This window comes from Rhodanobacter thiooxydans LCS2 (assembly GCF_000264375.1).
GTDB lineage: Bacteria > Pseudomonadota > Gammaproteobacteria > Xanthomonadales > Rhodanobacteraceae > Rhodanobacter > Rhodanobacter thiooxydans.
In genome coordinates, this window is sequence record NZ_AJXW01000023.1 from 1 (window position 1) to 24,420 (window position 24,420).

At 68.6% G+C, this 24,420-nt stretch carries 20 protein-coding genes; 2 read left to right on the top strand and 18 right to left on the bottom strand.

Annotation, left to right across the window (positions count from 1 at the left end; translation table 11 throughout):
- Window positions 1-39 precede the first annotated feature (39 nt).
- The 11 genes from UUA_RS05675 to UUA_RS05725 form a co-directional block, all read right to left on the bottom strand.
- Complete coding sequence (locus tag UUA_RS05675; protein ID WP_008435014.1) at window positions 40-1,698, bottom strand: BatD family protein; 1,659 nt, start codon at window positions 1,696-1,698, stop codon at window positions 40-42.
- Between the two features lie 32 nt (window positions 1,699-1,730).
- Entirely contained in the window at window positions 1,731-3,614 is a 1,884-nt protein-coding gene (locus UUA_RS05680; RefSeq protein WP_008435016.1) for a tetratricopeptide repeat protein, read from the bottom strand.
- Window positions 3,611-4,597 (bottom strand): VWA domain-containing protein, encoded by a 987-nt coding sequence (locus tag UUA_RS05685; RefSeq protein ID WP_008435017.1) that lies wholly within the window; start codon window positions 4,595-4,597, stop codon window positions 3,611-3,613. Before UUA_RS05685 ends, UUA_RS05680 begins: the two co-directional genes overlap by 4 nt.
- Complete coding sequence (locus tag UUA_RS18525) at window positions 4,590-5,111, bottom strand: DUF4381 domain-containing protein (protein ID WP_008435019.1); 522 nt, start codon at window positions 5,109-5,111, stop codon at window positions 4,590-4,592. Before UUA_RS18525 ends, UUA_RS05685 begins: the two co-directional genes overlap by 8 nt.
- Entirely contained in the window at window positions 5,108-6,043 is a 936-nt protein-coding gene (locus UUA_RS05695) for a DUF58 domain-containing protein (protein ID WP_008435021.1), read from the bottom strand. The genes UUA_RS18525 and UUA_RS05695 overlap by 4 nt, the downstream gene beginning before the upstream one ends.
- Window positions 6,040-7,035: an AAA family ATPase gene (locus UUA_RS05700; RefSeq protein WP_008435022.1), complete on the bottom strand. Its 996-nt coding sequence runs from the start codon at window positions 7,033-7,035 to the stop codon at window positions 6,040-6,042. The genes UUA_RS05695 and UUA_RS05700 overlap by 4 nt, the downstream gene beginning before the upstream one ends.
- 181 nt (window positions 7,036-7,216) lie before the next feature.
- Entirely contained in the window at window positions 7,217-9,364 is a 2,148-nt protein-coding gene (locus UUA_RS05705) for a type IV pilus secretin PilQ (RefSeq protein WP_039953624.1), read from the bottom strand.
- 56 nt (window positions 9,365-9,420) lie between these two features.
- Entirely contained in the window at window positions 9,421-9,963 is a 543-nt protein-coding gene (locus UUA_RS05710; protein ID WP_008435026.1) for a pilus assembly protein PilP, read from the bottom strand.
- On the bottom strand, window positions 9,963-10,616 hold the full coding sequence (locus UUA_RS05715; protein ID WP_008435027.1) for a type IV pilus inner membrane component PilO: 654 nt from the start codon (window positions 10,614-10,616) through the stop codon (window positions 9,963-9,965). The genes UUA_RS05710 and UUA_RS05715 overlap by 1 nt, the downstream gene beginning before the upstream one ends.
- Entirely contained in the window at window positions 10,613-11,335 is a 723-nt protein-coding gene (locus UUA_RS05720; protein ID WP_008435029.1) for a PilN domain-containing protein, read from the bottom strand. Before UUA_RS05720 ends, UUA_RS05715 begins: the two co-directional genes overlap by 4 nt.
- Window positions 11,335-12,393, bottom strand: coding sequence for a pilus assembly protein PilM (locus UUA_RS05725; RefSeq protein ID WP_008435030.1), 1,059 nt, complete (start codon window positions 12,391-12,393; stop codon window positions 11,335-11,337). Before UUA_RS05725 ends, UUA_RS05720 begins: the two co-directional genes overlap by 1 nt.
- 274 nt (window positions 12,394-12,667) lie before the next feature.
- Between UUA_RS05725 and UUA_RS05730 the strand changes: the two genes are divergently transcribed.
- Entirely contained in the window at window positions 12,668-15,196 is a 2,529-nt protein-coding gene (locus UUA_RS05730; protein WP_008435031.1) for a penicillin-binding protein 1A, read from the top strand.
- A gap of 61 nt (window positions 15,197-15,257) precedes the next feature.
- On the top strand, window positions 15,258-15,929 hold the full coding sequence (locus UUA_RS05735) for a hypothetical protein (RefSeq protein WP_008435032.1): 672 nt from the start codon (window positions 15,258-15,260) through the stop codon (window positions 15,927-15,929).
- A gap of 72 nt (window positions 15,930-16,001) precedes the next feature.
- Here the strand turns inward: UUA_RS05735 and UUA_RS05740 are convergent, their stop codons facing one another.
- The 7 genes from UUA_RS05740 to rpoZ form a co-directional block, all read right to left on the bottom strand.
- Complete coding sequence (locus UUA_RS05740; protein WP_008435033.1) at window positions 16,002-17,297, bottom strand: citrate synthase; 1,296 nt, start codon at window positions 17,295-17,297, stop codon at window positions 16,002-16,004.
- 274 nt (window positions 17,298-17,571) lie between these two features.
- Entirely contained in the window at window positions 17,572-17,826 is a 255-nt protein-coding gene (locus UUA_RS05745) for a type B 50S ribosomal protein L31 (protein WP_008435034.1), read from the bottom strand.
- A gap of 69 nt (window positions 17,827-17,895) precedes the next feature.
- The gene (locus tag UUA_RS05750; protein ID WP_008435035.1) at window positions 17,896-18,831 is read right to left on the bottom strand and encodes a nucleoside hydrolase; all 936 of its coding nucleotides are present in this window, start codon (window positions 18,829-18,831) and stop codon (window positions 17,896-17,898) included.
- Window positions 18,832-19,120: 289 nt separating this feature from the next.
- Complete coding sequence (recG, locus tag UUA_RS05755) at window positions 19,121-21,235, bottom strand: ATP-dependent DNA helicase RecG (protein ID WP_039953625.1); 2,115 nt, start codon at window positions 21,233-21,235, stop codon at window positions 19,121-19,123.
- Window positions 21,236-21,317: 82 nt separating this feature from the next.
- Complete coding sequence (locus tag UUA_RS05760) at window positions 21,318-21,701, bottom strand: RidA family protein (protein WP_008435037.1); 384 nt, start codon at window positions 21,699-21,701, stop codon at window positions 21,318-21,320.
- Between the two features lie 114 nt (window positions 21,702-21,815).
- A complete protein-coding gene (locus tag UUA_RS05765; protein ID WP_008435038.1) occupies window positions 21,816-23,981 on the bottom strand; it encodes a RelA/SpoT family protein in 2,166 nt (721 codons plus the stop codon).
- A 127-nt stretch (window positions 23,982-24,108) separates the two neighbouring features.
- Complete coding sequence (gene rpoZ, locus UUA_RS05770) at window positions 24,109-24,399, bottom strand: DNA-directed RNA polymerase subunit omega (RefSeq protein WP_007509529.1); 291 nt, start codon at window positions 24,397-24,399, stop codon at window positions 24,109-24,111.
- Window positions 24,400-24,420 lie beyond the last annotated feature (21 nt).

Sequence of the window (24,420 nt, forward strand, 5' to 3'; positions counted from 1 at the left end):
GGCGAGTCCACGCGATTACGACGCCACGGCGCGAGCCGCTCAGCGCAGCTTGAACGGATAGAGCGGCGGCAGCGCGTCGCTTTCGTCGCTCACCGCCGCCACGCGCCAAGCGAAGCCGCGCCTGAACGCCGCGGCCAGATTCACGTCGTCGCCCGGGCTCGGCACGCCGGCGTAGCGGCGTCGCTGCAGGGCATCAATGGCGGCGCGTTGCGCGGCATCGTCGAGCGCCGCGGCCAGCTCGCCCAGATGCTGGATCGCCGGCCGCTCCGTCCGCGCCCAGGCCAGCAGGCTGCGCACCTGCGCGGCCGTATCGCTGCCGCGCGCCGCGGCGAGAAAAGTCAGCTGGCTGTTGCGCGCCGAATCGTGCGCCGCCACCGGCGGCGTCATCGACAATGCGCTGCGGCGACGCTGCCACCACCACGCCAGCACGCTGAGCAGCCACAGGCCGAGGCTGGCCAGCGCGATCCAGCGCCAGGGCGTAGACACCGGCGCGGCAGCGGTGCCAGTCGACGCGGTCACGGCGCCGTGCACCTCTGCCGCCGTGGTGGCCGGCGGCGCAGCAGCCGCTCCGATCGCCGGCAGCACGGTGATGCTGTGTGCGGCGATCTGCGCCACTTCCACCTTGTCGGTCAGCACGTTCCACCACTTCAGCGTGGTGGCGGGAATGCTCAGCGTGCCGGCGCGCTCGGGCACGATCGCGAACGACTGCTGGCGCCGGCCGATGATCCACTGGCCGTCCTGGCGGTTGCCGGTGACCGGCTTGTCCGGGTACACCGTGGCGCCGTCCAGCGGCGGCAGGCTCAGCGCCGGCAGTGCCTCGTACGACAGGCCGCTGGCCTGCAGGTTCATGGTCAGGTTCAGCGGCTGGCCGACCCGCGGCGGCGCATCCTGCGCGGTGGGCCAGCCGTCCAGGCTCAGGCTCAGCTGGCGTGCCGGCAACCACGCGCTGCCGCCCCAGTCGGCCGGCGCCGGCTTCACCTCGATCGTCTGCGCGGGCGCACTGGCGCTGACCGGCACGGTGGCGCCGAAGAAGCTGTTGGGATCGCGCGGGTCGGCGGCCTCGCCCTGGAAATCCACCGGCGGAATCTCGACCTTGCCGGCATGCTGCGGGATCAGCGCGTAGCGTTGTTCCAGCACGTGATAGGTGCGCCCACCGCGCTCGGCGTCGTAGTTCAGGCCCTTGCCGAGCGCGCTGACTTCCACGCCGTCGACCTGCGGTGGCGGCGGCGCGTCGCCGCCGATGCGGTTGGCGTAGTACAGGCGCACCACGTAGGTCAACTGCTGGCCGACGTAGCCGCGCGCCGGCTCGACCTGCGACTCCATGAAGACGTCGCGCTGGGTGGCGACCGCCGCGGTCGAGTCCGGGGCGGTCACGGTGACTTGCAGCGGCGCCGTGCGGCTACCGGCCACGCTGAGCGCGGGAATCTGCAGCACGCCGACGTGGCGCGGCCGCAACGCCACGCCGAAGGTCAGTTCGGAGCTGGCCTTGCCGTTGATCACGCTGAGGCTGTTGTTCTGCGAGGTACCGAGCAACTGGAAATCCTGGTTCAACGCACGCATGTCGGGTGCGGCGACGCCGCCGGTGTTGCCTTCCACGCGCACGTTGAGCGTCACCGTCTCGCCCAGTTGCACGTGGTCGCGATCCAGCGTGGCGGTTACCTGGGCCGCACTGGCCAGCGCCGGGACCAGCGCCAGCATCAGCAAACACCCATGTACGACAGGTCGGAACTTCACGGCTGTTGATCCTCGCTCGGCGCGCCGCCGTGGCGCTGCTGGTATTCCAGTTCGAACTTGCGCCGCAGCAGCGCACCGGGGTCGTCCGGTACGCGCTGCAGGGCATGGCGCAGGTCGGCCGGCAGCTTCGCCTGCGGGTCGTCCTTGGCCAGCGCGCCAAGCTGGTGTTCGGTCTTGTCGTCGCCTTGTTTCGCCAGCTCGGCGTCCATCTGCTGCTTCAGGGCTTGCTGCGCCTGCTCCGCCTGCGCCTTCTGCTCGGCCTGCTGCTGCGCGGTCTGCGGCTTGGGCTGACCGGCGTCGCCCTGCTCAGACTTGCCCTGCTGCGATTCGTTTTTGCCGGAGGGGTCCTGCGCCTGCGGCTTGCCATCCTGGCCTGGCTGGCCGGACTGCTCGGCGTTCTTCGATGCGGATGACTGATTCTTCGCATCCTGCTTGCCGCTCTTGCCCTGCTCGCCCTGCGACGACTGGTTCTGCTTGCCGCCGTGGCCCTCGTGCTCCTTCTGGTCCGACGGCTGTTGCTGCCGGTGCAGCCAGTCCTCGACCGCCTGGCGGTTCGCCTTCGCGTCGGCGTTGGTCGGGTCGAGTTGCAGTGCATGATCGTAGGCCGCGAGTGCCTGCTGATATTCACCCTGCTTCGCCAGCGTATTGCCGAGGTTGTACGCCGCGTCGCTGCCGGGCGCCTGCGGCAGCGCCTGCGCCGCAGCAGCGTAGTCGCCGGCGCGATACGCCGCCGCGCCACGCCAGGCCGGGTCGCGCGCGAGCTGCTGGGCACGCTTCGCATCGCCCGCACGCAAGGCCTGTGCAGCCTGCTGGTCGGGGCGTTGCCACAGGTCGCGCCAGCTCGTCGCCGAGGCCGTGCCCGGCCACAACGGCAGCACGATCAGCGGCAGCGCCAGCAGCCAGCCGCGGCGAAACATCAGCGCCACCAGCGGCAGCAACGGCAGCAGCAGCCACGCGCCGCGGTCCTGCCATTGGTCGCCATGCTGGCCGTCTGCCAGCGTCGCCCTGGTGCTTTGCAGTTGTGCATGCAGCGCGTCGACGTCGCGCTGGTCCGTGCCCATCGCCACGTAACGACCGCCGCCGGCCGCGGCCAGCGCCGCCAGCGCGGTATCGTCGCGACGGGCCAGCAGCATGCCGCCCTGCGCGTCGCGCAGGAAGCCGCCGTCGGACAGCGGCACTGGCCCGCCCTGCGGCGTGCCCACGCCAAGCACCGAGACCCGCACGCCGGCCGCATCCGCCTTGCGCGCGGCGGCCGTGGCGGTTGCGTCGGCCTGGTCGGTAATCAGCACCAGCGAACCGACGCCGGCCTTGGCATCCTGGATCAACGCCACGCCGCGCTCGATCGCCGCGGCCGCGTTGTCGCCGTCCACCGGCATGGTGTCCGGCGCCATCGCCGCGAGCAGGTCGTCGAGGCTGTGCGCGTCGGAGGTGAGCGGCGCCACCACGAACGCCTCGCCGGCGTAGCCGATCAGCGCGTTGAGCCCGTCCTGGTTGGCGTGCAGCAGGTCGCGTGCCTTGTAGCGCGCGCGGTCGAGCCGGCTTGGCGCCACGTCGCGCGCCAGCATGTGCTGTGACAACGAGATCGCCACCACCTGCGCGGTGCGGCTGGCGTACAGCGGCTGCTCCACGCGGCTCCAGGTCGGCCCGGCCAAGGCCAGTGCACACAATATCCAGCCCAGCGCGAACAGCCACAACGGCAGGCTGCGATTGCCGGCGCGTCCACGCAGCAGATGCGGCAGCAGTTCGGCGTCGACCAGCCGCGACAGCTCCATCTGCGCCACGTTGCGGCGCACGCCGAACCAACCAAGCAGCGGCAACAGCAACAGCGCGGCCAGCCACCACGGCCGCAGGAAATGGAATTGCTGCAGCAGTTCGTTCATGCCGGCAGCTCCCGCGCGCGGGCGAAGCGGCGCGGCACGATCACCAGCAACAGCAGCGCAATCGCCGCCAGCAGCGGCCAGCGGAACAGTTCATGCCGAGGCCGCAGGCTGGGACCATGCTGCGGCATCGGTTCCAGCGCGTCGATCGCGCGGTAGGCCTCGGCGAGCTCGCCGCTGTCGGTGGCGCGGAAGAAACGCCCGCCGGTCTCGTTGGCGATGTCGGTGAGCATGTCCGCATCGAGATCGGCCGAGGGATTGACCAGCTGGCTACCGAAGAAACCGGGGATGCGCATGCGCGTGGCGCCGATGCCGATGGTGTAGATGCGCACGCCGGCCGCCTTCGCCGCACGCGCCGCGTCGCGCGGCGCGATGCTGCCGGCGTTGTTGACACCGTCGGTGAGCAGCACCAGCACGCGCGCCTGCTCGGGCAGCGCCGCCAGCCGCTTCACCGCCACCGCGATGGCGTCGCCGATCGCCGTCTCGGTGCCGGCCAGGCCCACCGCCGCGCCCTGCAGCTGCGCGCGCACCGCGGAAAGGTCGTAGGTCAGCGGCGTCACCAGGAAGGCCTGGCTGCCGAACAGGATCAGGCCCATCTCGTCGCCGCTGCGGCGGCTGATGAAATCGCCGGCGATCGCCTCCACCGCGCCGAAGCGGCTGACGTCCTGGCCGGCCAGCTGCATGTCGCCGGTGCGCATGCTGCCGGACAGGTCCACCGCCAGCATCAGCGCGCGGCCGCTGCGCTGCTGCGCCTGCGCTGGCCCCACCCACTGCGGCCGCGCCGCCGCGGCGAGCAGGCACAGCCAGGCCAGCGCCAGCAGCCACGGCGTGGCGCCATGTGCGCGGTTGCCGGCGACCGTCGCCAGTCGCACACCTGGCTGCGGCAGATGCAGCGCCTGCCCCGGCGCAGCCGGACGCAGCCAGCGCCGCAGCAGCCACGGCAGCGGCAGCAGCACGATCACCCAGGGCCATGCGAACTCAGGCATCGGCGCGCTCCGTCGCGACCGGCTTCCACGCCGCGGGCTTCAACGCCAGCTGCAGCCAGCGGCGCACGGCGGCGATCGCGGCCGCGTGGTCGAACGCGGTGGGCGCGCGATAGATCTGTTGGTCCAGCGCCAGCAGTCGTTCCAGCGTGGCGGCGTCGACCGGCACCCGCGCCAGCGTTTGTCGCCAGGCGTCGCCACGTTGCTGCACTGCCAGCGCATCGTGCCGGCGCGCCACCCGACGCAGCAATTGATGCAACTCACCCGCCAGCGCCGCTGCATCGCCGTCGCGCTGGTGCTGCTGCGCGAGTCGATCGAGTTCCCGCAACACCTGCCGGCGCTGACGGAGCGCGCGGCGGTATCGGCGCCACCACCAGATTCCGGCCAGCAGCAACGCCAGCGCCAGTACGGCGAGCAGCCACCAGCCCGGCGCAGGCGGCCACCAGGACGGCTCGGGCGGCAGGTGGATGTCGCGCAAGTCGGGGCCGGACGATGCCGCGGGCGGGGGCGCGTTCATCGTGCCGATTTCCTCGTGCCAAGCAGGCCGCTGACCGCCTCGAACGCATCGGCGGTGGTGTCGATGCTGTTCCAGCGCAGGCCCAGCGATTGCGCCAGCTCGCCCAGTCGCGCCGGACCGGCACCTAACGCACGCTGGAAATCGCCGCGCTGACGCTCGGACTGCAACAGCACTTCGCAGCGTTCACCGGCATGCTCCAGCGGATAGCGTCCCGGCGGGGCCGGGGCCAGTTCCAGTGCATCGGCCACCACCAGCACGCTGACCCCGGCATGCCGACCCAGATCGAGCAGGCGCTGCCGCGCCGCGGCGTCGCAGCTGAAGCCGTCACTGACCAGCAGCACGCGGCTGGCGCCGTGCAGCACGCGACTGGCGCGGGCTAGCGCATCGGACAGCGGCTCGACCCTGTCAGACACCGGCTGCGCATCCCACTCGGCCAGCGCGCCGCACACCGCCAGCGCACCGCGCGGCCCGGCCTGCGGCCGCAGCAATTGGTCGGCGTGACCGAACGCCATCACGCCGACCCGCTCGCCAGCCCGCACCGCGTACCACGCGGCGGCGGCGGCGGCGCGCGCCGCCTGCACCGACTTGAAGCGCGCCCGCGTGCCGAAACGCATGCTGGCATGGGTGTCGAGCAGGATCAGCAGGCAGCCTTCGCGGTCTTCCTGGAACAGCTTGGTGTGCAGCTTGCCGCTGCGCGCGGTGAGCCGCCAGTCGAGCCGGCGCACGTCGTCGCCAGCCTGGTAGACGCGCGACTCGGCGTAGTCCATGCCGCGGCCGTATAGACGGCTGGACTGCTGGCCGCTGCGTGCGGCGCGGCTGAGCAGCGGCGCCAGGCGCACGCGGCCGACCCGTGCGCGCAGCGCGATCAGCTCGGCCAGTGCAACCCGGCTGCGGCCGTCGCCGTCCGCATGGTGTGTCGCGACGGCGTTCACGGCAGCGGCACGAGATCCAGCAGGCGGTCGATCACCTGATCCGGGCGTACGCCTTCGGCTTCCGCCTCGTAGCTGAGCAGCACGCGATGGCGGAGCACTTCGTGGGCGATCGCGTGCACGTCTTCCGGCAGCACGTAATCGCGCCCGGCCAGCCACGCCTGCGCGCGCGCGCAGCGGTCCAGCGCGATGGTGGCGCGCGGGCTGCCGCCCCAGGCAATCCACCGCTTCAACTCCGGCCCGTAGCGGCCGGCGTCGCGGGTGGCCAGCACCAGTTGGGTCAGGTATTCCTCCAGTGCCGGCGCCATGTGCACCGCCATCGCCGCATCGCGCGCGGCGAACACGTCAGCTTGGCTGAGCAACGCCGGCGGCGCGGCGACCGGATGGGCGCGGCGACTGGCCTGCTCGCGTGCGAGCTTGAGGATGGCGAGTTCGGCGACGGCATCCGGATAGCCGATCGTCACGTGCATCAGGAAACGGTCGAGCTGGGCCTCCGGCAGGGTAAACGTGCCTTCCTGCTCGATCGGATTCTGCGTCGCCATCACCATGAAAAGTTCGGGCAACTGCCAGGTGCGGCGACCGACGGTGATCTGCTGCTCGGCCATCGCCTCCAGCAGCGCCGACTGCACCTTGGCCGGTGCACGATTGATCTCGTCGGCCAGAATGATGTTGTGGAACAGCGGGCCGCGCTCGAACTCGAAGCTGCCGGACTGCGGGCGGAACACGTCGGTGCCGGTGAGGTCGGCCGGCAGCAGGTCGGGGGTGAACTGCACGCGGTGGAAGTCCGCCTCGATGCGTGCCGCCAGCGCCTTCACCGCGGTGGTCTTGGCCAGGCCCGGCGCGCCCTCGACCAGCAGGTGGCCATCGGCGAGCAGCGCCACCAGCAGGCAGTCGATCAGGTGCGGCTGGCCGATGATGCATTGCTGCAGGTCGTCGCGCAGCTGCACGAATGACTGCTGCAGGCGACTTGGCGTTGGAGTTTCGGGCATATCCATGAGCGGGTTCCGTGGGCATAGAGGCGGCGCGGTCCGGCGCATGGCCGGATGCCGCCGAACCGGATGGCGTGCTACAGACCATCGGCGGCCCCGGAAGTTTAATCGGCCCGCGGCAGCTTCGCGGGCGCGCGCAAAAAAAAGAGGCGGCCGAAGCCGCCTCTTTCATGCCCGACGGGCGCGCTTACTGCAATGTTTCGCTGAGGATGCGCGGCGTCACGAAGATCAGCAGCTCGGCCTTGGTGTTGGTCCGCGAGGTCTTGCGGAACAGCACGCCGACGCCGGGAATGTCGCCCAGGCCGGGCACCTTGAGCATGGTGTTGGACTTGTTGATCTCATAGATGCCGCCCAGCACCACGGTCTGCCCGTTGTCGACCAGCACCGAGGTGTTGATCTCGCGAGTGTCGATGGTCGGGATCTTACCGCTTCCCGGCGCGTCTACGTAACCAGCCAGCGCGTCCTTCTTGACGTTGATCATCAGGTAGACGCGGTTGTCGGCGGTGATCGTCGGAGTCACCTTCAGCTCCAGCACGGCGTCCTTGAACTGCACCGTGGCGGTGCCGCTGCCGGCGCCGCTGCCGGCGCTGTTCTGGAACGTGACGTAGCCGATTTCCTGGCCCTGGCGAATCACCGCCTCCTGCTGGTTGGCGGTGATCACGCGCGGGCTGGAGATCACCTCGCCCCGACCCTCGCTCTGCGCCGCAGAGAGTTCCAGGTCGATCGCGTAGTTGGCTCCGAGGATGGCCAGGCCGAAGGTGCCGGCGGCCGGAGCGACTGGCAGATTCACGTTGAGGCCGCCCGAGGTCACGTTGCCGCCGCCAAGACCTGCGGTCAGCGCCGGCGTAGCCGCAGCAGCGTTCTGGAACTCGGTGTTGTTGACGCGGCCGTTGACGCCGAACTTGGCACCCAGCTCGCGGGTGAAGTCGTCGCTGGCAACCACGATGCGCGATTCGATCAGCACCTGCTGCACCGGCTTGTCCAGCACCGCGATCAACTCACGCAGCTGCTTGATCTTTTCCGGCGTGTCGTTGAGCAACAACGTATTGGTGCGCGTATCGAACGACACGCTGCCGCGCGGCGACAGGAAGCCGCGCTGGGTATTGCCGCTGCCGCCGGCACCGCCGCCGCCCTGCATGCTGCCGCTGGTCAGCAGCTTGGCGATGTCGGCCGCCTTGCCGTAGCTGATCGGCACGTAGTCGGTGACCAGTTCGGCGGTGTCCTGCGCCTTCAGCTTGGCGTCGGCGAGGTCCTGTTCGTACTTGGCCAGTTCGGCCTGCGGCGCGACCCACACCACGTTGCCGTTGCGGCGCTTGTCCAGGCTCTTGGCGCGCAGGATCACGTCCAGCGCCTGATCCCATGGCACGTTGACCAGGCGCAGGGTGACGCTGCCGCCGACGCTGTCGGAAGCGACCAGGTTGAGGCCGGAGATGTCGGCGATCAGCTGCAGCGCCGAGCGCACCGGGATGTCCTGGAAGTTGAAGGTGACGCGCTTGCCGTTGTAGCTCGGCTCCTGGCCCAGTCGGGCCAGCTTGGCGTCCTTGGTGGTCTCTGCCTTCTTCGGCGCCACCTCGACCACGTACTGGTCGGCGGTCTGGTAGGCGGAGGTCTCGACGTTGCCCTTGACCGCGATTTCCATGCGCGCGCCGCCGCCGTTGCCGGCACGGGTGACGATGGATTGCACCGGCGTGGCGAAGTCCAGCGTGTCCAGCCGCTGGGCGAGGTTGGCCGGCAGGTTGGCGTGGTCGATGCTGACCAGCACCTTGTCACCCTTGCGGGTCATCTCGGCATTCGCGCCGCTGCCGCTGAAGTTGATCAGCACGCGGCCTTCGCCGTTCGGGCCGCGGCGGAAGTCGATGTTGGAGATGGCCGGGCCGCTCGACGACGACGGCAGCGCCTTGGTCGGGTCGATCGTGGCCGCGGTGGTCACCGACTGGTCGGCGCTGCCGTTGTTGACGGTCAGCACCAGGCTGTTGCCCTCGACGCGCGAGCGGTAGCTCGATTCGCGCATCAGTTCGACCACCACGCGGGTGCGGCCGCCAGCCGCCACTGCGGACACGCCGGAGGTCGAGCCCTTGCCGATGTCCAGGTGCCGCGGGGCCGCGTTGTCGGTGTCGGCGAAGTCGACGGCAATGCGCGGGGGGTTGCCGGTGGTGAAAATCTTCGGCTGCGGCACCGGGCCATCGCCGAAGTCCATGTGCAGCTCGACGCTGCCACCGGGCAGTGCGTCGTAGCTGATGTTCTTCAGGGTGGTGGTGGCCGCCATCGCGGCACTGGCCCAGGTGGTACCGGCGATCAGCAGGCCCATCAACAAGTAACGGCTCGCATGGCGCATGACACGGCCCCGGACGGATTGGATTTGGTTGGTCATTGCATCTGCCCCTGGATTTCTTATTTCGCGTCGAGCGCGACGCTGGCGGGACGTTCCATCCAGCCACCATTACCGTTGGATACCAGCTCGACCAGGTCGATATGGTCTTCGCTGATCGCGGTGATATGTCCGTAGTTCTGGCCCATGTACTCGCCGGCATGAACGCGATGGATCACGCCACCCGGGTCCTTGACCAGCACCTCCATGCTCGCGTCGGTGCCGACCGTGCCGACCATCTTCAGGCTGTCCAGCGCGAACAGCTCCAGCGGCTGCTTGGCGCGGTTGGCGTCCGGCCGCGGTCCGCTGATGGCGGCGCTGTTGTCCATCTCGGCCGTACTCGGGCTGAACGGATCACGCCGGTCCTGGTCGGTGTAGGTGAACGTCTCGAAGGTCTTGATCACCGGCAGCGGCTGGATCGGCGCGCCCTTCTTGGCTTTTTCCTGGGCGACCCAGGTGCGCAGGTCCGACATGCCGCGGGTGCAGCCGGCGAGCATCAGCGCGACGCCGAGCATCAGCATCAGCCGGGCGATGCGGGTGGGCGTGATTGCAGCAGACATGTTCATCACTTCGCCCCCCCGGCCGGCTTGCCCTTGCTCGCGGCGGCACTTTCCTCATCGTCCAGGTAGCGGTAGGTCTTCACCGTGCCCTGCAGCACCAGCTGGCCGTTCGCGGTACCGTCCTTGCCCGGCGACTTCGGCGTCAGCGAGACGTCGTGCAGGGTCAGGATGACGACCCGCGGCAACGACGCCACACCGCTGATGAACGCACCGAACTGGTGATAGGTGCCGGTAAACTTCAAGGCGATCGGTTTTTCCGCGTAGAAGTCCTTCGGTGTTTCCGGGCCAGGCTGGAACAGGTCGCTCTCCAGCCCCGCCGACTGCGCAGTCTGCGAGATGTCGATCAGCAACTCGGGCATCTCGGTCTTGCTGGGCAGCTGGCGCAGCAGCTGGCGCAGCATGTCCTGCATTTCGTCGAGCTGCTGCTGCAGCGCCTCCAGGTTGACCGCCTTGGCCTGCTTGGTGGAGAACTCCTGCTTGAGCTGGTCTTCCTTGCCGGCCAGCGTCTTCAGGCTGTCCTGCTGGTCGCTGACGAAGAAGTACCAACCCACCAGCAGCACGAAGCCGAACAGCAGCGCGGTGAAGAAGATCTTGACCGTCTGCGGCCAGCCACCGACGTTGTTGCGGTCGAGGTTCTGGATATCGTGGAGGAAACTCATGATCCGGCGCCTCCCGTGGCAGTTGGCGCACTCACCGGCTTGGTTTCCGGAACGGCCGTTGTCGCAGACTTCGCCAAGGGAGCAGCCACCGGCGCGGTTGCCGCGGCGGGCACCGTCGCCGCAGCGGCGGGAGCAGCGGCGGCCGGCAACACTGACACCTTGTCGGTCTCGTCGGCCTTCGGCTTGTTCAGCGTCACGTTCAACCCGAAGGTGTACGGCATGCGGCTGCCGTTATGGGTGTTCTCGGTCTTGCGCAGGTCGGCATGGCCCATCCACGGCGAGCCTTCGATGTTGCGCATGTACTCGGCGACACTGGCGTTGGATTGCGCCACGCCGTCCAGCGACATCGCCTGGCCACCCTGTTTCAGCCCGCTCAGCCGCGCGCTGGTGGGAATCGTCTTCACCAGCTCGTCGAACAGGTGCACCATCTGCGAGCGGTCGGCCTGCAACTGCTCAATGATCTGCTTACGCGCCAGCAGGTGCTCACGCACCTTCTCAAGGTCCTTGATCTTGGCGATGCGCACGTCAAGCTGCTTGATCTCGGTCTGCAGGTACGTGTTGCGGTCGTTCTGGTTGTCGATGCGCTGGTCCATCCAGAACACCCACAGCAGCAGCACGCCCAGCCCCACCACGAAGGCGGCGCCGAGCTGCATGTAGAACTCGCGTTCACGTTGCTTGCGCCGTGCGGCGCGCCACGGAAGTAGGTTGACGTGTGCCATCAGTCGAAGCTCCTCAGGGCGAGGCCGACCGCGATCATCAACGCGGGGGCGTCCTGCGCCAGCGACTGTGCCTGGACCCGCGGCGACAACGCCATGCGGGCCAACGGGTTGGCGACGACGCAGGGCACGCCAAGCTGCTCCTCCAGCATCTGGCCAAGCCCCTCGATCGAGGCGCAACCGCCGGCCAGCACCACCTGGTCGACCTTGCTGTACTCACTGCCGGCAAAGAAAAACTGCAGCAAGCGGCTGATCTGCTGGATCAGCGATTCCTTGAACGGCTCCAGCGCCTCGGTCTCGTAGGATTCGGGCAGCCCACCCTTGCGCTTGGCGCGACCGGCCTCCTCGTAGGACAGCCCGAAGCGGCGCATGATCTCGTCGGTCAGCTGCTTGCCGCCGAACACCTGCTCGCGCGAGTAGATCGTGCGCTGGTTGCGCAACACCGACAGCGTGGTCATGGTGGCGCCGATGTCGACCACTGCCACCAGTGCGTCGCGACCCACGTTGAGCTGGTCGGCGATCATCGCGAAGGCGTTCTCCATCGCGAATGCCTCGACGTCGATCACGCTGGCGGTGAGCCCGCCCAGGTCCAGCGCGGCCACGCGCATGTCCACGTTCTCGGTGCGCGAGGCGGCCAGCAGCACGTTGTTCATGTCGGGGTTGTCGCGGACCGGACCGAGCACCTCGTAGTCGAGGCTGACCTCGTCGATCGGGTACGGGATGTACTGGTTCGCCTCGACCTGGATCTGACCTTCCAGGTCGTCGTCGGAGAGGTCGCCGGTCATCGGGATGATGCGGGTGATGACCGCCGACCCGGCCACCGCGGCGGAAGCGTGCTTGAGCTTGGAGCCCGAGCGTGCCAGCGCGCGACGGATCGCGTCGCCCACCGCCTCGATCTCGACGATGTTCTTCTCGACCACGGCGTTCGGCGGCAACGGCTCGACCGCGTAATGCTCAACGCGATAACGGCCGCCCGCCTGACTTAGCTGCAGCAGCTTGACGGCAGTCGAACTGATGTCGACACCAATCAGCGCCGGCTTCTTCGGTGTAAAGAGCCCCACGGTGTTTCCCCCTTGCCGCTGACGCCCGTAGCCAGAATCCTGGCGGGGTACGCAATGGCATTAAATCGAAAAAATAACGCAATGGCAATGGTCTACAGGGACTTTCTCAAGTAATTGGCGTGATCCCCGCCACATTATATGGGGAACCTCCGATTGGCCCGGCCCTTGCTTTGCCGGGCCGGCCTTCGGGTTTGGTCGACCGCTCCTCATGCCGGAAATACTCCTACATCTATACTCTGTCGTGTTTTGACTCAGGTCTCGCTATCCCCACACCATGCAAATTTTCAAACGCTTGCTGCGCTGGGCTCTGGTCCTGGCCTTTTCCGGTTTGCTCCTTGCAGTGGTCGCGGTGGGTGTGGCGTACTGGCTGATCGCGCCGAGGCTGCCCTCGGTGGCCGAATTGAAGAACTACCCGATGCAGGTGCCGCTGCGCGTGTTGAGCGCCGACGGCAAGCTGATCGCCAGTTTCGGCGAGACCCGGCGCATCCCGGTGGACATCGGGAAGGTGCCGGACCGCCTCAAGCACGCCGTGCTGTCGGCCGAGGACGCGGACTTCTACCACCATCCCGGCGTGGACTGGCACGGCATCGCGCGCGCCGGCTGGCACGTGCTGGTGACCGGCGGCGACAAGGGCCCCGGTGGCTCGACGATCACCCAGCAGGTCGCCCGCAACTTCTTCTTGAGCCCGGAGAAGCTCTACTCGCGCAAGCTCACCGAGATCTTCATCGCGCTGCGTATCGAGCACGAACTCAGCAAGGACCAGATCCTCGAGCTGTACCTCAACAAGATGTTCCTCGGCCATCGCTCGTACGGCGTGGCCGCGGCCGCCGAGTACTACTACGGCAAGACGCTGGACCAGCTGACCGTGGCCGAATGCGCGCTGATCGCCTCGACCTTCCAGCTGCCCTCGGCGGTCAACCCGATCAACAGCCCGAAGCGCGCGATCGCCCGACGCAACTGGGTGCTGGGCGAAATGCTGCGCCATAACTACATCACCAAGGCCGTGTACGAGCAGGCGATCGCCGAACCGAACCGCGCCTATCCGCACGAGCAGCCGATCGAGGTGGACGCCCCGTACCTGGCCGAGATGGTGCGCCGGCAGGTGCTCGACCGCTTCGGCAACGACGCGCTGACCGAAGGCTACGTGGTCAGGACCACGCTGCAGAGCGGCCGCCAGCAGGCCGCCGTGGAAGCGCTGCGCGACGGTCTGATCGCCTACGACCGCCGGCACGGCTGGCGCGGGCCGGAAGCCCACCAGGAGCTGCCGGCCGGCGCCGGCGAGGCGGAGCTGGACAGCCTGCTGTCCGCCTACACCAGCGTCTCCGGCATGCAGCCGGGCATCGTCACGGCCAGCGACGTGAAGCAGGCCACGGTCTACCTGTCCAGCCGCGAGAGCGTGATCCTCGATCTCGCCGCTGTCAGCTGGGCACGCCCGCACATCAGCGACGACCGCGTCGGCGCGGCGCCGAGCCGGGTCGACGGCGTGCTCAAGCGCGGCGACATCGTCCGGCTGGCGCGCGACGACAAGGGCGAATGGCAACTGGCGCAGATTCCCGCCGCGCAGGCCGCGCTGGCCTCGGTCGCACCGGAGGACGGCTCGATCCAGGCGCTGGTAGGCGGCTTCAACTTCGTGCGCAGCAAATTCAATCGGGCGGTGATGGCGGCGCGCCAACCCGGTTCCAGCTTCAAGCCCTACCTGTACTCGGCGGCGTTCGAGCGCGGTTTCACCCCCGCCTCGATCATCAACGACGCACCGCTCGCCCTACCCGACCCTTCGCGTCCGAACGGGATCTGGACGCCCTCCAACGACGATGACAAGTTCGCCGGGCCGATGCGCCTGCGCGAAGCGCTGGTACAGTCGAAGAACCTGGTTTCGGTCCGCCTGCTGGACGCCATCGGCGTGCGCTACATGCGCGAGTACGCCACCCGCTTCGGCTTCTCGCAGGACGCCATGCCGGCCAACCTGTCGATGGCGCTGGGCACGGCCTCGGTGTCGCCGATGGGCATGGCACGCGGCTACGCAGTGTTCGCCAACGGCGGCTACCTGGTCACGCCGTACTTCATCCACGAGATCGACGACCGCAACGGCCAGCCGGTGTACCTGGCCAACCCTGCGCGCGCCTGCCGCAACTGCCAGGAGCGCCTGCTCGACACACGGCCCCCCGGCCCGCCACCGGCCCAGATGAACCCCGCGCCCGCCAACAGCCTGGCCAGCGCCTCGTCCACCGCGCCCGCCGAGTCCGGCAGCGTCGACGGCGTCGGCGACGCGGTGCTGCCGGCCGACGCGCACGGCGAAGGCGCGCATCCGCCGGCACTCGCGCCGCGCGTGATCGAGGCACGCAACGACTACCTGGTCACCTCGCTGATGAAGGACGTGATCCTGCGCGGCACCGGCTCGGCCGCACGCGCGCTGGAGCGCGACGACCTGGCCGGCAAGACCGGCTCCACCAACGACCACCGCGACGCTTGGTTCGTCGGCTTCGACGGCGAATTGTCGACCGCCGTGTGGGTCGGCTTCGACGACTACAGCTCGCTCGGTCGCGGCGAGTTCGGCGCGAAGGCCGCGCTGCCGATCTGGATGTCCTACATGGGCAGCGCCCTCAAGGGCCAGCCATCCAGCACGTTGCCGATGCCGCCCGGAATCAGTACGGTATGGATCAACCGCGACAGCGGCCTGCCCACCGCCACCACCGACCCCGACGGCATCAACGAGATGTTCAAGGTGGAAGACGTCGACCGCCTGCGCAGCCAGGCCGCCCAGCAGAAGGAGCAGGACCAGCAGCACGCCTACGACATCTTCTGATGCCCTCCGGGGCGGGATCCGCCCCGGCCGCCGTCGCCCACCCATCGTTGAGGAGTGCGCCATGTCCCGAGGCGACCACCACCGCATCCACGCGCATGACCGCCTGCAGCGCAACCGCCTGCGCGTGGCCCAGGAAGCCGCGCGGCTGATGAGCGAGCACGGCATCCGCGACTTCCACCATGCCAAGTTGAAGGCCGCCGAGCGGCTGGGCATCCTCGATGCGCAGGCGCTGCCGCGCAACCTGGAGATCGAACAGGCGCTGCGCGAGCACCAGCGACTGTTCCTCGCCGACCGCCAGCCGCAGCTGCTGCGCCAGCGGCGCGAGGCGGCGGTCGAGGCGATGCGCTTCCTTGCCGCGTTCGAGCCACGTCTGGTCGGCAGCGTGCTCGAAGGCACCGCCGACGCGCATTCGGCCGTGTGCCTGCACGTGTACAGCGACGACCCGGAAGCGGTCGTGCTGTACCTGCGCGAGCATGGCGTGCCGATCGAGACCCAGGTGCGCCGGCTGCGCTACAGCCGCGACGAGCAGCCCGAATACCCGGTGCTGCTGTTCGCCGCCGACGAGCTGCCGTTCGACCTCACCGTGCTGCCGCGCGACGCGCTGCGCCAGGCCCCGCTGGACCGCACCGACGACCGGCCGATGCGCCGCGCCTCGCTGACCCAGGTGCAGATGCTGCTCGACGAGGACGCCGACGATGCCTTCGAACAGCGGCTGGGTGCGGCATTGCGCTGATTCCGGGCCATCTCGCCGCACAAAAAAAGCCCCGGCCAGGACCGGGGCTTTTCATCGGTGCAACGTGGGCGATCAGCGCTTCGCGGTCGGCACGTAGTTGCGCACGTCGGCGCCGGTATAGACCTGCCGCGGGCGGCCGATGCGCGATCCGGGTGTTTCGTGCTGCTCGATCCAGTGCGCGATCCAGCCGGCGGTGCGCGCGATGGCGAACATCACGGTGAACATCTCGGTGGGAATGCCCAGCGCCTTGTAGATGATCCCGGAATAGAAGTCGACGTTCGGGTACAGCTTGCGCTCGACGAAGTACTCGTCCTTCAGCGCCGCCTCTTCCAGCTTCATCGCCACGTCCAGCAGCGGGTCGTTGACGCCCAGCTCGGCCAGCACCTTGTGGCACATCTCGCGGATGATCTTCGCGCGCGGGTCGAAGTTCTTGTACACGCGATGGCCGAAGCCCATCAGGCGGAAGCTGTCGTTCTTGTCCTTCGCGCGCAGGATCGCCGACTCGACGTTGTCCGGCGTGCCGATTTCCCGCAGCTGCCTGAGCACCGCCTCGTTGGCGCCGCCATGCGCGGGCCCCCACAGCGCGGTGATGCCGGCGGCGATCGACGCGTACGGGTTGGCACCGGTGGAGCCGACCAGGCGCACGGTCGAGGTGGAGGCGTTCTGCTCGTGGTCGGCATGCAGGATGAACAACAGGTCGAGCGCCCTGGCCGCCACCGGGTTCATCTGCAGCGGCTCGCTCGGCACCTCGAACATCATGTGCAGGAAGCGGTCCACGTACTCCAGGTTGTTGCGCGGATAGCGCATCGGCCAGCCGATCGAGTAGCGGTAGCAGGCAGCCGCGATGGTCGGCATCTTGGCGATCAGGCGGATCGCGGCGAGCTTGCGGTCGGCCGGGTCGTCGACGTTGAGGTCGTCGTGGTAGAACGCCGACAGCGAGGCCACCGCGGCGGCCAGCATCGCCATCGGATGCGCGTCGTGGTGGAAGCCCTGGAAGAAATTCTTCAGCGACTCGTGCAGCATCGTGTGGTGTGCGACGTCGTGCTCGAACGTGGCGAACTCGGCCGGCTTCGGCAGCTCGCCGTTGAGCAGCAGGTAGGCCACTTCGAGGAAGCTGGAGTGCTCCGCCAGTTGCTCGATCGGATAGCCGCGGTACAGCAGCACGCCCTTGTCACCGTCGATGTAGGTGATCGCGCTCTTGGTGCTGGCGGTCGAACCGTAGCCGGGGTCGTAGGTGAAGTGGCCGGTGTCCTTGTACAGCGTGGCGATGTCGATGCATGCGGGGCCGAGCGTACCGCTGACCAGCGGCAGTTCGCTGCTGCGCTTGCTCGATTCATCCACCAGCTTGACGGTCTTGGGATCGGACACGGAAACCTCCTTACATGTGGGTCACCGCCGTCGGCAACCGCGAGGGCGGCGCCGGCCGGCGAGGAAATGCTGGGCATGGCGTGCCGGGGAAAACACGCGATGCAACGGGCGCGCTGACGCCAGTTCAACAATCATTATCGCACAAGGTCGCGCTTGCATTCGATGGCGAATGGTCGAATGGCCAACGCAAAAAGACACGGGGCAGGCCTGCGCCTGCCCCGTGTCCCGAACCGCAACCCGCGCAGCCGACGCCAGGCGCCGGCCCTCGCGTCATTTATTCCTTGACGGCACCCGCATAACGGCGGCGGAACTTGTCGACGCGACCGCCGACGTCCAGCGTCTTCTGCTTACCGGTGTAGAACGGGTGGGAATGGCTGGAGATATCCACCTTGATCAGCGGGTACTCATTGCCGTCTTCCCACTTGATGGTTTCCTTGCTGGACATGGTCGACTTGGTCAGGAACGCGAAGTCGGACGACAGGTCCTGGAACACCACCGGGATGTAGTTCGGATGGATAGCAGGCTTCATGGCTGGCTCTAAAGCGGTGGTGAAAAGAGCGGTATTGTAACGGCGAAGCCGGGAACGCCGCAAGTCCGCTCAGGTGGGCACGCCCAGCGCATGCCGCACCATCGCGGCAAAGCGGGCCTGGTCCACTTCCAGCACGATGTTCGCCCGGGCCGGCCGACCCAGCCGCCCCTTCCAGTCGACCACGGTGGCGCCGCGGGTCAGGCCGCCGTCCAGTTCCACCGCCACGGCGCGGGTTTCGCTGCGGATGACGATGGTGGGGTCCAGCGCCACCGCCATCGCCAGCGCGTCGGCGGCTACCAGCCCGTGGCGATCATGCTGCGCATTGTAGCGGCGCGCGGTGGCCGCGATCTTGCCGAAGAACGTCGCGCGCCGATCGCCGGTCGCCAGCCAGCCGTCGAATTCGGCATCGTCGAAGGCGTGCCGCAAGGTGGCCTCCCAGTCGACCAGATCGAATGCGGGGAACGCCTCGAACACCACGTGCGCCGCCTCCGGGTCGAAGCCGACGTTGAACTCCGCCGGCACCTTGCCGGTGTTGCCGTGGCCCGTCACCGCGCCGCCCATCACCACCAGCCGCTTCACTCGCGCGGGCAGCGTGGGATCGAGTCTGAGCGCCAGCGCCAGGTTGGTCAGCGGCCCCAGCGCCACCAGGTTCAGCTCGCCCGGCCGTTCGCGGGTCAGCCGCAGCAGGGCCAGCGCGGCCGGCTCGGTGGCGAGCGCAGCGGCAGGCTCGGGAAAACCGATGTCGCCGAAACCGTCCTGGCCATGCACGAAGGCGGCATCCTCGTCCGCCGCGCGCACCAGCGGCGCGGCACAACCGGCGAACACCGGCGTCGCCGCGCCGACCAGGTCAACCAGCGTGCGCGCGTTGCGCACGGTATGGCCGAGGCCTACGTTGCCGGCGGCGATGGTGAGGCCGGCGATGTCGGCATGGGCGTAGGCCATCAGGATGGCCAGGGCGTCGTCGACGCCGGGGTCGGTGTCGATCAGGAGTTGCGGCTTGCTCATGGCTGGATAATCACAAGAATTGAAAAGCGCGGCCATGGATGGCTGCCCGTTTGATCTTCGCAATCAGGGACGATTGCAAGAATATTGAAAAGTGCGGCCAAGGACGGTCGCCCGTTTGATCTTGCGACCACCATCCCTTGGCGGCCGCCCTTCGAGCCATCGCTGGCGCGATGTCAAAAATCGCTCCGGGCGATTTTTTCGCGATCAAGGATGATCGCAAAAAACTTGAAAAGTGCGGCCAGGGATGGCCGCCCATTTGATCTTTGCGGTCAGGGATGATCGCAAATAATTAGGCATGCGCGTAACGCGCCGCACCGCCGATCCAGCGTTCGATCAATTGCGTGGTCTGGCGCGGATGTTCGGCCAGCATGTGCTCGCCGACCTGCTGCACCGCCGGCAACAGGTGCGCGTCGCGGGCCAGGTCGGCGATGCGGAAGCTGAGCTGGCCGGTCTGGCGGGTGCCCAGCACCTCGCCCGGACCACGCAGCTCGAGATCCTTCTCGGCAATGCGGAAACCGTCGCTGGTGTCGCGCATCACCTGCAGCCGTTCGCGCGCCAGCCGGCCCAGCGGCGGCTGGTACAGCAGCACGCAGTTCGATGCCACCGCACCGCGCCCCACCCGGCCGCGCAACTGGTGCAGCTGGGCCAGGCCCAGCCGCTCGCTGTTCTCGATCACCATCAGGCTGGCGTTGGGCACGTCCACGCCCACCTCGATCACCGTGGTCGCCACCAGCACGGTCAGTTCGCCGGCCTTGAACGCATCCATCACCGCCTGCTTTTCCTTCGGCTTCATGCGGCCGTGGATCAGGCCGACCCTGAAGCCGACGAGTGCGGCGGAGAGTTCGGCGTACGCCACCTCGGCCGCCTGCGCCCGCAGCTGCTCGGATTCCTCGATCAGCGTGCATACCCAGTACACCTGGCGCCCTTCGCCGCAGGCGGCGTGGATGCGCTCTATCACCTCGCTGCGGCGCCCGTTCGAGATCGCGATCGTCTGCACCGGCGTGCGCCCGGGCGGCAGTTCGTCGATCGACGAGACGTCGAGGTCGGCGTATGCACTCATCGCCAGCGTGCGCGGGATCGGCGTGGCGGTCAGCACCAACTGGTGCGGAACCAGCTCGCCATCCCTGCCCTTGTCGCGCAGCGCCAGCCGTTGTTGCACGCCGAAGCGGTGCTGCTCGTCGACGATCACCAGGCCGAGCCGCGCGAACGCCACGCCCTCCTGCATCAGCGCATGTGTGCCGACTACCACCGGCGCGCCTTCGGCGACCCGCGCCAGTGCCTGCTTGCGCGCCTTGCCGGTGACCTTGCCGGCCAACCACTCCACCTCGACGCCGAGCGGCTGCAGCCAGTGGCGGAAGTTGTGCAGGTGCTGCTCGGCCAGCAGTTCGGTCGGCGCCATCAGCGCGACCTGGTGGCCCGACTCCACGGCGGCAAGCGCCGCCAGCGCAGCAACCACGGTCTTGCCGCTGCCGACATCTCCTTGCACCAGCCGCAGCATTGGCCGCGGCTGCGCCAGGTCGCGCGCCACCTCTTCGCCAACGCGCCGCTGGGCTGCAGTCAGGCGGAACGGCAGGCCTGCCAGCAAGCGCCCGCGCAGCTCGTCCGTACCACCCAGTTTCGGCGCGCGCCGCTGGCGTACCGCCGCGCGCATGCGGCTCAGGCTGAGGTGCTGGGTCAACAGTTCCTCGAATACCAGCCGCTGCTGCGCCGGATGCCGCCCCAGCATCAGCTGGTCCAGGCGCGCATCCGGCGGTGGGCGGTGTACGTACAGCAGCGCGTCACGCAGCGAGGTGAGTCCGTGCCGGGCGCACCATTCCGGTGGAATCAGCTCCAGTTGCGCCGCCGGCGGCAGCAGCGCCAGCGCCTTGTCGATCACCCCGGCCAGCCGCTTCGGGCCCAGCCCCTCGGTGGTCGGATAAACCGGGCTCAGTGCCTCGTCGACGGTGGCTGCCGCCGCCTCGTCCAGGCGCCGGTAGTTGGGGTGCACCATCTCCAGGCCCTGCGCGCCATGGCGTACCTCGCCGTAGCAGAGCAGCCGCGTGCCGGGCAGCAACTGCTCGGCCTGCGCGCGGTTGAAGTGGAAGAAGCGCAGCAGCAGGGTCTGCCGACTGGCGTCGCCGATCGCCACCTTCAGTTGCGGCCGATAGCGGAAACCACGCTCGACTGCCTCGACCACGCCCTCGACCTGCGCCCGCTCGCCCGTCCGCAGGTCGGCGATCGCGGTGATCCGGGTCTTGTCCTCGTAACGCAGCGGCAGGTGGAACCACAGGTCCTGCACCCGCTCCAGCCCCAACCGGGCCAGCGACGCGGCCAGCGCCGGACCGACACCCGGCAGCGAGCCGACCGGGGCAAGGCCCGGATCGGCGTCGACAACGGAAGCGGAACGGGCGGTGCGGGTAGCCATGACCTGCAAGCCTAACCGAGCGCCGCCTTCCGTCGTAAACCGCACGCCGACAACGCGTGTCGGCGCGCAACGCCCATGATGCTCAGTCCAGCACCATCACCGCGTCGACCTCGACCTGCGCCGCCTTCGGCAGGCCGGATACCTCGATGGTGGAACGTGCCGGATAGGGCTGCTGGAAGTATTCGGCCATCACCGCGTTGACCGCGGCGAAGTTCGCCAGGTCGGTGACGTAGATGCCCACGCGCACGATCTGCGCCAGCGAGCCGCCGGCCGCCACCGCCACCGCGGTGAGGTTGTCGAACACGCGCCGCGTCTGCGCCGTGATATCGCCGTCGACCAGCGCACCGGTGGCGGGATCCAGCGGAATCTGTCCGGAGAAGTACACGGTGTTGCCGGCGCGCACGGCCTGCGAATACGGGCCGATCGCGGCAGGAGCTTTGTCGGTGGAGATGATGCTGCGGGACATGGATGGCCTCGGGATTCGGGACTTGGGATTCCGAAAGATTACCGTGTCACGACTCCCGTGCCCACCGCCCGGTCCATCCAGGCCCTGTGCGAATCCCGCATCTGCAGCCCCGTCTCACAGGGGATAGCGGTAGGCGCCGCTGACCACGCCGGTGCGGCGCACGCGGCGGATCACGTCGGCCAGATGCTTGCGGTTCTTCACTTCCAGCGCGAACAGCAAGGTGGCCGCGGCGGCGTCGCGCTCGACGTACTCCACGTTCTCGATGTTCGAGTCGGCGGCGGCGATCGCGGCGGCCACGGTGGCCAGCACGCCGGGGCGGTTGATCACCTCGATGCGCAGCTCGGCGCGGTAGTCGCCCTGCACGTCGCGGTCCCATTCGATCGCCACGCAGCGCTCGGGCGACTTGCGCAGCTCGACCACATTCGGGCATTCCTCGCGATGCACCACGATGCCCTTGCCCGAGGACAGGTAGCCGATGATGTCGTCGCCCGGCAGCGGGTGGCAGCAGTTGGCGAAGCTGAGCACGCCGCGCTCGGCGCCGGTGATGCGGATCTTCTCGTGCGCGTGCGCCGCCGTGTGCGGCTTGCCGGCCTTGCGGCCGCGCGAGGCCAGCAACTGGCTGGCCACCACGTCGGGCATGCGGTTGCCCAGCGCGATGTCGGACAGCAGTTCCTCCAGCCGTTTCAGCTTGGAGGTTTCCAGGAAGCGGTCCAGCACCGCCGGCGGGATGCCGTCCAGGCTGCTGCCCTGCGCATCCAGCGCGCGGTCGAGCATGCGATGGCCGAAGTCCACCGCATCCTCGTGCTGCAGGTGCTTCAGGTACTGGCGGATCGCGGTGCGCGCCTTGCCGGTGACCACCACCTCCAGCCAGGCCGGGTTCGGCACCGCCGACGGCGCGGTGATGATCTCCACCAGCTGGCCGGACTCCAGCTTGGTGCGCAGCGGCAGCAGCTTCTTGTCCACGCGCGCGGCCACCGCGTGGTCGCCCACGTCGGTGTGCACGGCGTAGGCGAAATCCAGCGCGGTGGCGTTGCGCGGCAGCGACAGGATGTCGCCGCGCGGCGTGAACAGGTAGACCTCGTCGGGGAACAGGTCGATCTTGACGTTCTCGATGAACTCCGACGACGACACCGTGCTCGCCGAGCTGTCGACCAGCGAGGACAGCCACTCGCGCGCCCGCGCCTGGGCGCTGTTGGCCGGGCCCGAATCGGTCTTGTAGGCCCAGTGCGCGGCCACGCCGCGCTCGGCCACCGAATCCATCTCGGCGGTGCGGATCTGCACCTCGATCGGCGCGCCGAACGGGCCCAGCAGCACGGTGTGCAGCGACTGGTAGCCGTTCGCCTTGGGGATCGCGATGAAATCCTTGAAGCGGCGGTCGACCGGCTTGTACAGCGCATGCACCACGCCGAGCGCCATGTAGCAGCTCATCGCGCTGTCCACGACCACGCGGAAGCCATAGACGTCCATCAACTGGGCGAAGCTCTTGTGGTCGCCGCGCATCTTCGAATAGATGCTCCACGGCGACTTGATCCGGCCGACCACGCGGGCACTCAGGTGGTCGGCGGCCAGCCGCGCGGACAGCGCCGCCTCGATCTTGCCCATCGCCTCACGCCGGTTGCCCAGCGCGGCACGGATGCGTTCGCTGATCACCCGGTAGCGGTCCGGGTACAGCGCGCGGAAACCCAGGTCCTGCAGCTCGGCCTTGAACTTGTTCATGCCCAGGCGCTGCGCGATCGGCGCGTAGATCTCCAGCGTCTCGCCCGCGATGCGGCGACGCGACGGCGCGTCCTTGGCGCCGAGCGTGCGCATGTTGTGCAGGCGGTCGGCCAGCTTGATCAGGATCACGCGGATGTCACGCGCCATCGCCAGCAGCATCTTGCGGAAGCTTTCCGCATCCGCCTCCTGGCGCGTGCCGAAGCGCATCTTGTCCAGCTTGGTGACGCCGTCGACCAGTTCGGCCACCACCTCGCCGAACTCGGCGGCCAGCGTCTCGCGGCTGAGCTCGGTGTCTTCCAGGGTGTCGTGCAGGATCGCCGCGATGATCGTCTCGGCATCCAGCCCCAGCTCGGCCAGGATGCCGGCCACCGCCACCGGATGGGTGATGTACGGCTCGCCGCTCTTGCGCTCTTGCCCGGCATGCGCCTGCGCGCCGAGCTGGAATGCGCGCAGCACGCGATCAACCTGCGCTTCGGGCAGGTAGGCAACGCGCTCTTTCAGGGCCAGCGCATAGGGCGGCAGCGCGGAGAGGTCGACCGTGGCGGGGTGGGTGGCCGCAGTCATTCGCTGCCGGCGCCTGCTCAGGCGCCCACCTCGCGCCAGGAACCGCCAGCGGTTGCCGTCCGCACGCAGGCCGTCGCACCGGCCGCGCCGGTGCGACGGAGACGCGCGCTACAGCAGCCGCCGTCCATCAGTCGTCGCCGCCCTTGGACAGGTCGTCGTCGACCTCGGCCGCGGCCCACTCCAGCGCCTCGCGCTCGGCGCGCTCGCGCTCGGCCTTGTCGATCTGGTCGATGGTGGCCTGGTCGATGCGGCGGGCGGCGATCTCGCGCAGCGCCAGCACAGTCGGCTTGTCATGGTCGGGGTTGACGGCCGGCTCGGCGCCCTTTTCCAGCTGACGCGCGCGCTTGGTTGCCATCAGTACCAGTTCGAAACGGTTGTCGACCACCTCGAGGCAGTCTTCCACGGTAATGCGTGCCATGCGAAATCCTTAGGGATTAAA